Source organism: Metabacillus lacus (assembly GCF_009674805.1).
In the GTDB taxonomy this organism is placed as follows: Bacteria; Bacillota; Bacilli; order Bacillales; family Bacillaceae; genus Metabacillus_C; species Metabacillus_C lacus.
The window spans coordinates 28800-41997 of record NZ_WKKI01000001.1 but is presented as its reverse complement, the minus strand read 5'-3'; the positions used below and the strand labels follow the sequence as shown (position 1 = coordinate 41997).

13 protein-coding genes are annotated in these 13198 nt (G+C 41.2%); all 13 read right to left on the bottom strand.

The genetic code is table 11. The annotated features are described in order from the left end of the window. The 13 genes from fliH to dprA all read right to left on the bottom strand — a co-directional run bounded on the left by fliH (nucleotide 1) and on the right by dprA (nucleotide 13179). Nucleotides 1-753, bottom strand: coding sequence for a flagellar assembly protein FliH (fliH, locus tag GJU40_RS00230; RefSeq protein ID WP_170289281.1), 753 nt, complete (start codon nucleotides 751-753; stop codon nucleotides 1-3). Beyond that, entirely contained in the window at nucleotides 746-1765 is a 1020-nt protein-coding gene (gene fliG, locus GJU40_RS00225) for a flagellar motor switch protein FliG (RefSeq protein WP_154305687.1), read from the bottom strand. Before fliG ends, fliH begins: the two co-directional genes overlap by 8 nt. A gap of 7 nt (nucleotides 1766-1772) precedes the next feature. Beyond that, on the bottom strand, nucleotides 1773-3368 hold the full coding sequence (gene fliF / locus GJU40_RS00220; protein ID WP_154305685.1) for a flagellar basal-body MS-ring/collar protein FliF: 1596 nt from the start codon (nucleotides 3366-3368) through the stop codon (nucleotides 1773-1775). 64 nt (nucleotides 3369-3432) lie between these two features. Further along, nucleotides 3433-3702 (bottom strand): flagellar hook-basal body complex protein FliE, encoded by a 270-nt coding sequence (fliE, locus tag GJU40_RS00215; protein WP_246188237.1) that lies wholly within the window; start codon nucleotides 3700-3702, stop codon nucleotides 3433-3435. A 36-nt stretch (nucleotides 3703-3738) separates the two neighbouring features. Then, complete coding sequence (gene flgC, locus GJU40_RS00210; protein WP_154305681.1) at nucleotides 3739-4194, bottom strand: flagellar basal body rod protein FlgC; 456 nt, start codon at nucleotides 4192-4194, stop codon at nucleotides 3739-3741. A 2-nt stretch (nucleotides 4195-4196) separates the two neighbouring features. After that, nucleotides 4197-4586, bottom strand: a complete 390-nt coding sequence (flgB, locus tag GJU40_RS00205; protein WP_154305679.1) for a flagellar basal body rod protein FlgB — start codon at nucleotides 4584-4586, stop codon at nucleotides 4197-4199. Nucleotides 4587-4883: 297 nt separating this feature from the next. After that, on the bottom strand, nucleotides 4884-5663 hold the full coding sequence (codY, locus tag GJU40_RS00200) for a GTP-sensing pleiotropic transcriptional regulator CodY (RefSeq protein WP_154305677.1): 780 nt from the start codon (nucleotides 5661-5663) through the stop codon (nucleotides 4884-4886). 24 nt (nucleotides 5664-5687) lie between these two features. Beyond that, nucleotides 5688-7082, bottom strand: a complete 1395-nt coding sequence (gene hslU, locus GJU40_RS00195; protein WP_154305675.1) for an ATP-dependent protease ATPase subunit HslU — start codon at nucleotides 7080-7082, stop codon at nucleotides 5688-5690. A 14-nt stretch (nucleotides 7083-7096) separates the two neighbouring features. Next, a complete protein-coding gene (gene hslV, locus GJU40_RS00190; protein ID WP_154305673.1) occupies nucleotides 7097-7645 on the bottom strand; it encodes an ATP-dependent protease subunit HslV in 549 nt (182 codons plus the stop codon). Between the two features lie 25 nt (nucleotides 7646-7670). Beyond that, on the bottom strand, nucleotides 7671-8573 hold the full coding sequence (gene xerC, locus GJU40_RS00185) for a tyrosine recombinase XerC (protein ID WP_343031313.1): 903 nt from the start codon (nucleotides 8571-8573) through the stop codon (nucleotides 7671-7673). Nucleotides 8574-8637: 64 nt separating this feature from the next. Then, a complete protein-coding gene (trmFO, locus tag GJU40_RS00180) occupies nucleotides 8638-9951 on the bottom strand; it encodes an FADH(2)-oxidizing methylenetetrahydrofolate--tRNA-(uracil(54)-C(5))-methyltransferase TrmFO (RefSeq protein ID WP_154305671.1) in 1314 nt (437 codons plus the stop codon). Nucleotides 9952-10017: 66 nt separating this feature from the next. Next, entirely contained in the window at nucleotides 10018-12093 is a 2076-nt protein-coding gene (gene topA, locus GJU40_RS00175) for a type I DNA topoisomerase (protein ID WP_154305670.1), read from the bottom strand. Between the two features lie 219 nt (nucleotides 12094-12312). Continuing rightward, on the bottom strand, nucleotides 12313-13179 hold the full coding sequence (dprA, locus tag GJU40_RS00170) for a DNA-processing protein DprA (RefSeq protein WP_154305668.1): 867 nt from the start codon (nucleotides 13177-13179) through the stop codon (nucleotides 12313-12315). Between the last annotated feature and the right edge of the window lie 19 nt (nucleotides 13180-13198).

Here is a 13198-nt window from a genome sequence, read left to right as displayed (position 1 = left end):
CTATTTCTCCTTTAAGAGCTGAAACAGCTGTATTTTTAATTCATTCAGCTGGGTATCTATACCGGCATCTATTTTCCCATATGGCGATTCTACGATGCATCCTCCAGGAGAAATACTGTCATCCAGGTAAACAAACAGCTCAGCATCACTCATTAATGATGATTTAAGTTCTGAGACGGAAGAAGAAACCAGCTCATAATCATGCAGACTCACGTATACCTTGATCTTTTCACTCTCCCTTACTTCCTTTAATGCGTTTGCTACCAGTGAAAGAAACAGCTTCGGTTCTTCTGAAAGCTGATGGGCCAGAATTTTTCGTGCCGTCTTCAGTCCAAGAGCAAGAATCGTATCTTCCGCTTCTTCAATTCTTTTCAAATAATGAACTTGAGAAAGTTCAGCAAGGCTGTTTATTTCCTGCAGTTTATCTTCATAATCCTCTATAGCTTGTTTCTTTCCTTGATCATAGCCGGCTGCATATCCTTCTTCACGGGCCTGTGAAACGAGAATCTCTCTTTGGGATAGCCATTCTTCCTTTTCCGCTGAAATGTGGAGGTAAGCTTCTTCCATAACCCGCGAAGCTTCTTCCTTCATCCTCTTCGTTTCTTCCTTGACAAGGAACAAAGCAGCTTCAGCATCTTCCATTCTGCTGTTTTCTTCATCAATATGATTGGCAGATGATATTTTCTTCAAAGGTAACATCTTTGCATCATAATCCTTGTTGAGTGCCAGATGGGATTTTATCAGCCTAGACAATAATATCGTCTCCTCCGCCGCGGGCAACAACGATTTCCCCTGCATCCTCAAGCCTTCTGATAATGCTCACAATTCGGGATTGAGCTTCCTCAACATCTCTAAGCCTGACAGGTCCCATAAATTCCATTTCTTCTTTAAAAGTTTCAACCATTCGCTGAGACATATTTTTAAAGACAATCTCTTTTACTTCTTCGCTTGCTACCTTAAGTGAAAGCATCAGATCCTCATTTTCCACATCTCTGATTACCCTCTGAATAGCACGGTTGTCCAATGTAACAATATCTTCAAATACAAACATCCGCTTTTTAATTTCTTCAGCAAGTGAAGGATCCTGTATTTCCAGAACATCTAAAATGGTTTTTTCAGTACTTCGGTCAACGCTGTTCAGCACTTCAACTACTGATTCTACCCCGCCGGTCTGCGTATAATCCTGTGTAAAGGTCGAAGACAGCTTTCTTTCAAGCACTTGTTCAACCTCACTTATTACTTCAGGTGACGTGCGGTCCATAAGAGCTATTCTTCTTGCTATATCAGCTTGAACTTCCTGAGGAAGTTCAGAAAGAATTTGCCCTGACTGAACAGGATCCAGGTAAGAAAGAATAAGCGCAATGGTTTGCGGGTGCTCGCTCTGGATAAAATTAAGAATCTGGGAAGGATCCGCTTTTCTGGCAAAATCAAATGGTTTCACCTGAAGCGTGGTTGTAAGCCTGTGAATGATATTGTTTGCTTTTTCCTCCCCCAAAGCCTGTTCCAGAATCTGCTTTGCGTATGCGATACCGCCTTGCGAAATAAAATCCTGTGCTATGGCGATTTGATGAAATTCTTCTATAATCTCTTCCTTTTTAGAAGCGTCAACAGATCTGACGCCAGATATCTCTAATGTTAGTTTTTCTATCTCTTCTTCTGATAAATGTTTGTAAATAGATGCGGACACTTCAGGTCCTAAGGAAATTAATAGAATAGCTGCTTTTTGTCTGCCTGTTATTCTAGTTCCTCTATCTGTTCTAGCCATCTATGCATCACCCCTGGTCTTCTGTTATCCACGATCTGAGCAGCTTCGCAAATTCTTCCGGTTTTTCTCTTGCCAGCTTTTCAAGCTGCTTCTTTCTCGCTGTTCCTTCATTTTCTGTTTCGTCATTTACATCTGGTACTGAAACCAGTTTTCTTTCTTCAAACTCTTCTTCAATTTCATATTCATCTTCTGACCTGCGGTTTCTTACCAGCAGGGTAATCAGGATAATAATAATAATGAATAGTGCTCCCCCGACAGCAAAAATCCAGCCAGGTATAGATGATCCTGCTTCTCCTTCTAAAGCTTGCTTGCCATCGAATGGCTGAACTGAAACAACGATTTTATCAGCAATTTCTTGATCTCCAACGGGCTCAGCACCACTTTCTTTGTAGATAGAAGTTTTTACAATGGTTGAAAGAATTTGCTGTATATCATCTATTCTCTGCTGAGGAAATGCCTGCCCATTTTCATTATTAGGAGGCTCCACCATTACTTGAATACCGATATCTCGAATTTTATAAGGACTTTCAACAATTTCTTTTTTCACTCTATTCACTTCATTATTAATTCTTTCTTCAATTCTTTCATAGTCCCCGCCGTCTCCGGTTTCTGCTTGGGTGTAACCTGGAATGTCAGTTTCATTTGCTCCGGGAACTCCGCCAGCAGCTCTCCCTCCGCTGCCGCTAAAGGTTTCGGTTACTCTTTCTGCACTGATTGCGATACCTTCCATATTTTCTTCATCAACCGGCTCAACTAGGTTTTCTTCTCTGTTTTCTTGGGTAAAGTCTATATCAGTGCTAACTGAAACAACTACTTTATCCTGACCCATCATTGTGCCGAGCATTTTTTGCACTTCTCTTTGAATATCTCTTTCTATTTGTTTTTTAATTTCATACTGATTTGAAAAATCAGCCACAAGCGGTATATTATTTTTTAAGTCGAAGTACTGGAAATTTTGGTCCATGATTACGATATTATCAGTAGGCAGATTAGGAATACTTTTTGCTGCCAGGTGATACAGTCCATTCACCTTGGACTGATCAAGCTGATTTCCAGGTTTCATGTGAATCACGATGGATGCTGAGGACAATTCACCTGCGTCTCCTACAAAAACAGACTGCTTTGGAAGGTTAATCATTACCTTCGCATCCTGGACGCCATCAATACCTTTAATGAGGTTAGCTAGTTCTGTTTGTGTAGCTTTCAGCTTCAGGACATCAAATTCATTGTCTGTCATACCGAAGCCGACATTCTGTCCGAAGAATGAATAGTCTATATTCCCGCTATCCGGAATTCCCTGCGCTGCCAGTTCCACCTTTAAGGAGTCGGTAAGCTCTTCAGGCACTCTAATAGTGGTTCCATTATCAGTAATTTCTGACTTAATCCCTTTTGAATCCAGTGTTTCCTTTATTTGGCCTGTTTCTTGAACGGACAGATTTTTATATAAAGGAACGAACTTTGTATTAGAAACTGCTATAGATATACCCGCTATTAGGATAAAAAGCAGCAGTACTCCTCCTCCGATGAGACCTTTTTGTACTGGAGGTCTTTCTGACCAAAAATGTGAAGTTTTGTTTTTTAACTCTATCAGTTTTTGATTCATATTGGCGCTTCCCCCGGTTAAGATGGTATTCTTTTTCAGCTATCATTAACCGATTCTACAATTGTTACATTTGCATTCTCGATATTTCCTGATATGCTTCTACAGCTTTGTTTCTTATTTCAATCGTTGTAAGCATCATAACGCTGGCTTTTTCTGCGGCTATCATCACATCATGCAGCTCAACTTTTCTCCCGGAAGCCAACGCTTCTGTCATTGAATCTGAAGCTCCCTGTGCCTTGTTTACTTCATTTAATGACTGCTTAAGCAGTTCAGAAAAGGAAACATTGTTTGTTTGTACCTTTGACAGGGATTCCATCTTACCGACAGGGCTCATCAGTGAAGGGGAAATTTTATCAATCATTCTACATACCTACTTTCCTAGCTCTAAAGACTTGAGCAGCATAGATTTTGATGCATTAAAAACTGTTACGTTTGCTTCATACGACCTGGTGCTGCCCATTAAGTCCACCATTTCCTTGAGCGGATCTACATTCGGCATATTGACGAATCCGTCCGGCCCTGCATCAGGGTGCCCTGGATCAAAAACTTTTTTAAATGGTGCAGAATCTTCTTTTACTGCAGAAACCACAACCCCGGCTGCAGGATTTGCCTGACCGCCTCTTGCATGATGCAGCATAGAAGAAAAGCTTTGTCCCTTCGGCTCCAAAACCGCCATTTTTCGCCTGTATGGCTCCCATTGGCCTTCCTCATTGATTACTCCCCGGGTTGTTTCAACATTTGCCATATTGGATGAAATAATATCCATTCTTAATCTTTGTGCTGTCAAGGCCGAAGCAGTTGTATTTAAGCTTGAGAAGATACTCATTTCTATTTGCCTCCTCTAACAACTGTTTTTAACGAATTGAATTTTCCATTTAACCGGTCCATCACTGCGCTGTGAAAAATTTGATTTTCAGCAAGCAGAGCCATTTCTTTATCAATGTCAACATTATTGCCGTTATGGTTGTAGTTTGAGGCTAAAGCCCCATCAGTGACTTTCCGCCTATCGCCGCCTGAAAACTGTATGTGTTTATGATCTGTCACATGAGCCTGCAGAGTTTTTGTCTCTTTTTTTAAAAAGGAACTGAAGCTGGCATGTTGCGTTTTATAATTTGGCGTGTCTACATTGGCAATGTTGTTGGCAATCATTTTTTGATTTTGTGAGGAATATTGGATTCCTTTTTCTAGTACATCAAATGTTCCTGAGAAAATTTTCATATTTACCCCCAAAAATACCATAGTTAGTACGAATTACTATAAGTGTCGAAATTTGTTTAAAAGCTTAATGTAATTGTAAGAAATATAAGAAATAAAGTCTATGTAACAGATGTAAAAAAAAGTCGTAATTTCTGGTCCTCTCTAACTGATTATATAGTTATAAATAAATGGGATTTTATTACTTATAATAGTTCTTATGAATCATATAAATTTCTTAACATGTATCAATTTAAGTAAAATGTATGAAAAAAAGGCACTTCAGTAGGTCTGAAGTGCCTTTTTTTATTCTAATTATTTTTAGTTTGACTTTAATTTTTCAAGCTCATATAGGAATTTAGTATTTAGCACCTTGATATATGTGCCTTTCATCCCAAGAGAACGGGATTCAATTACACCGGCGCTTTCCAGTTTTCTCAAAGCATTTACGATGACAGAACGTGTAATGCCTACTCTGTCTGCTATTTTACTGGCAACAAGCAGCCCTTCATTTCCATTCAGCTCTTCAAATATATGCTCAATCGCTTCCAGTTCACTATAGGATAATGAACTGATTGCCATTTGCACAACCGCTTTACTGCGAGCTTCTTCTTCAATTTCTTCGGATTTTTCGCGGAGAATTTCCATTCCTACAACTGTTGCACCATACTCAGCCAGAATCAAATCATCATCTTGGAACTGCTCCTGAAGTCTCGCAAGAATCAGTGTACCAAGACGTTCACCGCCTCCAATGATCGGTACAATAGTAGTCAGGCCATTTTCAAACAGCTCTCTGTTTTCCACTGGAAAAGCAGTATACTCACTGTAGACGTCAAGATTTGATGACGTTTCTGAAATGTTAAACAAATTTTTTGTATATTCTTCAGGAAACTGGCGGTCTTCCAGCATCTTGATCATGCGCTCATTTTCAATTTGCTGATTAATTGCATAACCAAGCAGTTTTCCTCTTCTGCTCACTACAAAAATGTTAGCTTCAATAACTTCAGATAATGTTTCAGACATTTCTTTAAAATTTACCGGTTTTCCCGCTGCTTTTTGCAGCATGGAGTTAATGATTCTTGTTCTTTCTAATAATGCCATTTTCATGCTTCCTCCTAAAAATCCTTATAAAATAAATTGGCTTAAATCCTTGTTTTTCGCTATTTTGCCCAGCTTATCTTCTACATACTGCGGCGTGATATCCACCCGTTCCATATTAATATCAGGGGCTTCAAACAGCAAATCTTCTAGAAGCCGTTCCATAATGGTATGTAGCCTTCTTGCTCCAATATTATCAGTATCCTGGTTCACTTGAAAAGCTACTTCTGCAATTCTACGAATAGCATCGTCAGAAAATTCAAGATGTATACCTTCTGTTTCCAATAAACCCTTGTACTGCTTTAATAAAGCATTGTCCGGTTCCACAAGGATGCGGATGAAATCATCAACGCTCAGTTTTGTTAGTTCCACACGGATTGGAAGTCTCCCCTGAAGTTCAGGGATCAGATCAGAAGGCTTGGCGATATGAAAAGCGCCCGCGGCAATAAACAAAACATGGTCTGTTTTTACGGATCCATATTTTGTCACAACAGTGGAGCCTTCTATAATCGGAAGGATGTCTCTTTGTACTCCTTCTCTCGATACGTCAGCATTGCTGCCACCCTGGCTTTTCCTGGCAATTTTATCAATTTCATCTATAAAGATAATACCGGTCTGTTCAGCTCTTATAACCGCTTCCTGAGCTACTTCGTCCAGGTCAATAAGCTTTTGAGCCTCTTCATTCGTCAGTACCTTGCGTGCTTCTCTTACCGTTAATTTGCGTTTTTTCTTCTTCTTCGGCATTAGACTTCCCAATGCATCCTGCATGTTCATTCCCATTTGTTCCATACCCGAACCCTGAAGCATATCAAACATAGAAGCCTGCTGCTCCTCAACCTCTACTGTTACGTAATGATCTTCCAATTCCCCTAGTGCAAGCTGATGAGCAGCTTTGCGTCTTTTTTCCTCAAGATTTGTTTCTTCTGAGGACTGTTCAGGCTCTTGCTGCTGATTTCCTCCAAACAGCATTTCAAACGGGTTTTTCATATTAGTTTGTTTTTTTGCACCAGGAACCAAAAGTTCTACAAGCCTCCTGTTTGCATTTTCCTCTGCCGTTCCGCGCACTTCCACCATTTTTTCTTCTTTAACAAGCCTGACGGAAGTTTCCGCAAGATCTCTGACCATTGATTCTACATCCCGGCCTACGTACCCTACCTCGGTGAACTTTGTTGCCTCAACTTTAATAAAAGGAGCACCGACGAGCTTTGCGATTCTTCTTGCTATTTCTGTTTTACCTACTCCTGTGGGCCCGATCATCAAGATGTTTTTCGGAACTACTTCATCCCGAAGATCTTCCTTCAGCCTGCTTCTGCGATACCGGTTCCTTAAAGCCACTGCGACAGCCTTTTTAGCATCTTTCTGTCCGACGATGTACTGATCAAGACGTTCTACAATTTGGCGAGGTGTAAGCTGCTGATTCATGAATTCCCCTCCTCTTATAATTCTTCCACAATGATATTTTGGTTTGTATATACACAGATCTCTCCTGCAATGTTAAGAGCAGCTTCTGCTATTTCTCTTGCGGTCAGATGGTCAGCTGCAAATCTTTTCAAGGATCTTCCTGCAGCCAGGGCAAAGTTACCGCCGGACCCTATCGCAAGTATTCCATCGTCAGGCTCGATCACTTCTCCTGTTCCAGAGATAAGCAGCATCTGTTCCCTGTCCATGACGATCAGCATTGCTTCTAACTTTCTCAGAACTTTATCGCTCCGCCATTCTTTTGCAATTTCAACCGCCGCTCTCTGAAGGTTGCCATTATACTCCTCCAGTTTGGTCTCAAACAATTCAAAAAGCGTAAAAGCATCCGCCACAGAGCCGGCAAATCCTGCAAGCACCTTTCCGTTGAATATTTTACGGACTTTCCGCGCCGTATGTTTCATGACAACTGCATTTCCAAAGGTTACCTGTCCGTCTCCGGACATGGCAGCTTTGCCGTTATGATGAACCGCGAAAATTGTTGTTGCATGAAATTGTTGTTGTGACATCGTAATCAGCCTCCTGTAATTTCCTCTATGCGCGAGGGTGGTGAGACATGTAAGTTTTGCGCAATTGTTCTTTGGAAACGTGTGTATACACTTGTGTGGAAGAGAGATGGGCATGGCCCAGCAATTCCTGTACGCTCCTTAAATCTGCCCCTTCGTTAAGTAAATGCGTTGCGAAAGTATGTCTGAACATATGAGGATGAATATGAAAAATCGTTGATGTTTGTGTAATCATTTTATCCAGGATATATCGGACCCCGCGTTCCGTCAGGGGTGTCCCTTTGGCATTTAGAAACAAAAACTCATTCCGCGCTGATGACTTTTTTTCAAGCTCAGCCCGCCCTGCCGACAGATATTCCTGCAGTGCCGCATTAGCATAGCTTCCAAAAGGGACATATCTCTGCTTATTTCCTTTTCCCGTTACGAGCAGAATGTCCGTGGATAAATCAACATCAGAAATCTTAAGCTGACAGCATTCGCTTACCCGTATCCCGGTTGCATAAAGAACTTCAAGCAGTGCCTGATTTCTTTTTCCTGCAGGGGTTGAAGTATCCGAAGCAGAAAAAAGAGCGTCTATGTCGCTTTCATAGAAAAATGAAGGAATTCTTTGTTCCTTTTTAGGCAGCGATGCCAGAGCAAACGGATTTTCTTCCGTGTACTTTTCTCTCACAAGAAATTTAAAAAAACTTCTAAGAGAAGAAATTTTTCTGGAGATGTACTTTCTCGAGTAGTTTTTTGTATGTAATCCGGTTAAGAATAACCTTGTATCCTGATAAGTCACTTCTGAAATTTCTGTTATTCCCTCTTCTGTCATGAAGGCCAGCAAATCCTCAATATCGCGGACATAATTCACAATAGTATATTGTGAATAATTTTTCTCGATTTGTAAATATTCCACAAATAAATTTAAAAAATTCTTAACATTTTCCACTTTAACACCTCACAAGGGCTACTAAATGGTATCACAACATCAGCAGCCCTTGCAATTACTTTCCCTATAAACTTTTCGAAATTTTTTGAATACTTTCTATTGCTCGATTTGCGTACTGCTCATAGCGTTCTTTTTTGTTTTTAACCCTTTCAGGAAGCTCAGGGAAAAGCCCAAAGTTCACGTTCATCGGCTGAAAGTTTTCCGGATTGGCTGTTGTTATATACTTTGCCATGCTCCCCATAGCCGTTTCCGGAGGAAGAGTAATGAGTTCTTTTCCGAGAACATAATGAGCCGCATTAATTCCAGCCAGCAGGCCGGAAGCCGCTGATTCTACATATCCTTCAACTCCGGTCATCTGCCCGGCAAAGAAGAGATCTTCCCTGTCTTTGTATTGATACGTTGCTTTTAGCAGTCTTGGAGAATTGATGAACGTATTTCGGTGCATCACGCCGTATCTGACAATTTCAGCATTTTCCAAGCCTGGTATTAATTGAAGAACTTCTTTTTGCGGACCCCATTTTAAATGTGTTTGAAATCCAACAAGGTTGTAAAGTGTGCCGGCTGCATCATCCTGTCTTAGCTGAACCACCGCAAAAGGACGTTTTCCAGTTTTAGGGTCTTCCAGGCCTACCGGCTTCATTGGTCCGAACAGCATTGTTTTCCTGCCGCGCTTGGCCATTACTTCTATTGGCATGCACCCTTCAAAAAAGATTTCTTTTTCAAACTCTTTTAAAGGAACAGTTTCCGCACTTGTCAGTGCATCATAAAAAACGTCAAATTCTTCTTCCGTCATCGGGCAGTTCAAATACGCTGCTTCTCCTTTATCATACCTGGACTTTAAATATACTTTATCCATATCTATGCTGTCTTTTTCTATAATCGGAGCAGCTGCATCATAAAAATAGAGATAATCCTCACCAGTCAGAGTTCTGAGCTGTTCTGACAGATGTTTCGATGTAAGGGGGCCAGTCGCAATAATTGTTGGTCCTTCAAGTATCTTCGTTGCTTCTTCGGTAATGACCGTGACATTGGGATGGTTTTTTACCCGTTCCGTTACAAGCCCGGCAAATTCGTGTCTATCAACTGCAAGTGCTCCTCCTGCGGGAACAGAGCAATCATCCGCAGATTGAATAATGACTGAATCCAATGTTCTCATTTCTTCTTTGAGGACACCAACCGCGTTAGTAAGGTTATTTGCCCTGAGAGAGTTGGAGCAGACAAGCTCTGCAAATTTATCAGTATGGTGAGCAGGTGTCTGGACAACCGGCCTCATTTCATAAAGGTTTACTTCTACACCTCTTTTAGCAAGCTGCCAGGCTGCTTCGCTTCCTGCAAGTCCAGCTCCTATTACATTTACTTTTACACCATTTGTTGTCATATCATAATCCTCCAATTTCTGCTTCAAACTAAAAAAGAAGGTGAGCCAGGCCTGCTCACCAGAAAATTACTTTTGCTGACTTTCTTTATAATCGCAATTTATACACTGAACCTGAACGCCTTTTTTCAGTTTTTTCTCGACAAGCATATGATCGCATTTCGGACAGTTTCTTGCTATCGGCTTATCCCAGGAAAGGAAGTCGCATTCAGGGTATTGATCGCAGCCATAGAAGATCCGTCGTTTTTTTGATTTTCTTTCCACTATATTGCCTTTTTCACATTTCGGGCATGTAACACCAATATCTTTTACAATAGGTTTGGTGTTGCGGCAGTCAGGAAAGTTCGAGCATGCCATGAATTTTCCGTAACGTCCCATTTTGAATACCATTGGGTTTGAGCAGAGCTCACAGTCAACGCCAGCTGGTTCATCCTTAATCTCAACAGATTCCATCTCGTTTTCTGCTCTGATAATTCTTTTTTCAAACTCTTTATAAAATTCCCTGATAATGCTGACCCACTGCATTTTCCCATCTTCAACTTCATCAAGGCTGTTTTCCATATCCACTGTAAATTCAACGTTGATAATTTCCGGGAAAAATTCCATCACCAGTTCAAGGACGATCTCTCCAAGTTCTGTTGGAATGAACCGCTTATTATCAAGGGCCACATACCCTCTTTTTTGGATGGTATCCAAAGTTGGAGCATATGTGGAAGGGCGCCCGATCCCAAGCTCTTCCAGCGTCCTTACCAGTCGTGCTTCCGTATAGCGCGGCGGCGGCTGGGTGAAATGCTGAGAAGGTTCAATATCTTTGGAAACAACCCTATCTCCTTCTTTCAAGTCGGGAAGCATACGGTCTTTTTCCTCTACCTGATCGTCATTTCCTTCTACGTACACTTTCATAAATCCGGAAAATTTTATTTTTGAACCGGTAGATCTGAACAAAACTCCGTTATTTTCAAGATCCACGCTCATGGTATCGAGGATGGCCGGAGCCATTTGGCTGGCTACAAACCTCTCCCAGATGAGCTTGTATAATCTAAGCTGATCCCTGCTTAAAAATTCTTTTAATGAACCTGGATCTCTAAGAGTAGAAGTAGGCCGGATTGCTTCATGAGCATCCTGGGACTTTGCGTTCTTTTTTTCCGCCTTTTTGTCCTGTGCGAGAAACTCTTTTCCGTAAGTCTCCTGAATATATCCTGCAGCCTCATTTTGGGCAGTCTCGGAAATACGGGTGGAATCTGTTCTCATATACGTTATAAGTCCAATTGTTCCATCTTTGCCTAAATCCATTCCCTCATAAAGCTGCTGTGCAATCATCATGGTCTTTTTCGCCCGGAAATTCAGCTTTCTTGCCGCTTCCTGCTGCAGGGTGGAGGTAATAAAAGGGACTGCAGGATTGCGTTTTCGTTCCTTTTTCGTTACATTGGCCACCGTAAACTTGCTGCCTTTTATCGAATTTGTTACCTGCTTCACATCTTCTTCTGAATGAAGCTCTGTCCTTTTACCGCCAACTCCGTAGAAGGCTCCCTCGAACTTTTCGTTGCCTTTTAGAAAATCAGCATCAATTTTCCAATATTCTTCCGGTAAAAATTCTTTAATTTCTTTTTCTCGATCAATTACTAATCGTAAAGCAACTGACTGAACCCGGCCGGCACTAAGGCCTTTCTTAACTTTTTTCCAGAGAATCGGGCTGATTTTATAGCCTACAAGCCTGTCCAGCACCCTTCTTGCCTGCTGAGCATCAACAAGATCCATGTTAATGGCACGCGGATGTTTGAAGGACTCTTGGATTGCATCTTTTGTTATTTCATTAAAAACAACTCTGCAGTCGGAATGTACATCAAGCTCCAGTGTGTTGGCCAGATGCCACGCAATTGCTTCCCCTTCTCTGTCGGGGTCAGCTGCGAGGTAAACTTTCTTCGCTTTTTTTGCCGCTGTTTTTAATTCTTTCAGAACCGGACCTTTACCGCGTATTGTAATATATTTTGGTTCAAAGTCGCTTTCAACATTTACCCCAATTTGACTCTTTGGCAAATCCCGTACATGTCCCATAGATGCTTTCACTTTATATTTCTTCCCTAGATAACGTTCAATCGTCTTCGCTTTGGCAGGCGACTCAACGATTACCAAGTAATCTGACATTTTTAGTCCCCCTCGGAGGTATTCTCTCTCTTTTATTGTAAAAATTCCCGTAATTTATACATACAAATTTTTTTTTATTAGAAATAGCATTGAAAAATTTACTGCTGTATCCGTTTTATTAAATCTCCACTATTATTAAATATTAAATCAGGGTTTGTCAAACAGTATTTATTACGCATTCAGTTTCCTACAGTGTGTAACATACCATAATGATGGGCATCAGGCATACAAATATGATAGCTCTTCAGTGATATCTTCTGCTGTCATGACCAGTTTTGCACCCTGCTGAATCAAGCGGTTAGTGCCTTTTGCGGTATCCTGAAGTATGTTTCCCGGAACGGCAAATACTTCTCTCCCTTCGTTCAGGGCAGCACTGGCAGTAATCAGCGACCCGCTCTTTTCCTTGGCCTCTACCACTAATGTTCCCATGCTCAAACCGCTGATAATTCTGTTTCTGAGAGGAAATTGCCACTTTTTAGGCCTGGTATCAGGGGGATATTCTGACAGTATCAGATGCTCCTTTGCCATGATGGCTGCAAGTTCTTTATTACTACTGGGATAAATGTGTCTGTGCCCTCCTGCAATGACCCCAATTGTCTTTCCTGACTGCCGGATTGCCTCTTGATGTGCCAGTGCATCAATTCCTTCAGCAAGACCGCTGATCATAACCCAGCCGTCCTTCAGCAAAGGAGAGAGAAGACTGCTAATCATATTCTTTCCATATGAGGAAGGTGTTCTGGTTCCCACCACACTCAAAGAACGGATACCCAGAAGGTCCGTGTTTCCTTTGCAGTAAAGGAGAGCGGGAGGGTCATAGATTTCTTTCAGCAAAGGCGGATATTTGTCATCTAAAATCGTAATAAGCTCGATATTTTGCTGTTTACATTGCTGAAGGAGATTGTCTGCAGGGTGTTGGGAGATTTCTTTGAGGAGGTGACTCAGCCTGCTGTTATCAAGCGGAGAGGCAGGCCCTGAATCTTGAAGAAGAGAGAGTGTTGGATTCTTTATGAATAGCTGAGAAATGGTTTTTGAGCTCACTTTTCCTGAAGCACACATTTTAATTAAATTTAACCTTGTTTCTTCCATATATAATACTCCTTTTTTA

What these genes read in the sequence shown, in the direction of transcription:
- flgC (WP_154305681.1), bottom strand. Translation starts at nt 4,194, where the DNA reads ATGAGTATCTTCTCAAGCTTAAATACAACTGCTTCGGCCTTGACAGCA.
- hslV (WP_154305673.1), bottom strand. Translation starts at nt 7,645, where the DNA reads ATGTCACAACAACAATTTCATGCAACAACAATTTTCGCGGTTCATCAT.
- hslU (WP_154305675.1), bottom strand. Translation starts at nt 7,082, where the DNA reads ATGAATCAGCAGCTTACACCTCGCCAAATTGTAGAACGTCTTGATCAG.
- flgB (WP_154305679.1), bottom strand. Translation starts at nt 4,586, where the DNA reads ATGAAAATTTTCTCAGGAACATTTGATGTACTAGAAAAAGGAATCCAA.
- codY (WP_154305677.1), bottom strand. Translation starts at nt 5,663, where the DNA reads ATGGCATTATTAGAAAGAACAAGAATCATTAACTCCATGCTGCAAAAA.
- fliE (WP_246188237.1), bottom strand. Translation starts at nt 3,702, where the DNA reads ATGAGCCCTGTCGGTAAGATGGAATCCCTGTCAAAGGTACAAACAAAC.
- fliG (WP_154305687.1), bottom strand. Translation starts at nt 1,765, where the DNA reads ATGGCTAGAACAGATAGAGGAACTAGAATAACAGGCAGACAAAAAGCA.
- dprA (WP_154305668.1), bottom strand. Translation starts at nt 13,179, where the DNA reads ATGGAAGAAACAAGGTTAAATTTAATTAAAATGTGTGCTTCAGGAAAA.
- fliF (WP_154305685.1), bottom strand. Translation starts at nt 3,368, where the DNA reads ATGAATCAAAAACTGATAGAGTTAAAAAACAAAACTTCACATTTTTGG.
- trmFO (WP_154305671.1), bottom strand. Translation starts at nt 9,951, where the DNA reads ATGACAACAAATGGTGTAAAAGTAAATGTAATAGGAGCTGGACTTGCA.
- topA (WP_154305670.1), bottom strand. Translation starts at nt 12,093, where the DNA reads ATGTCAGATTACTTGGTAATCGTTGAGTCGCCTGCCAAAGCGAAGACG.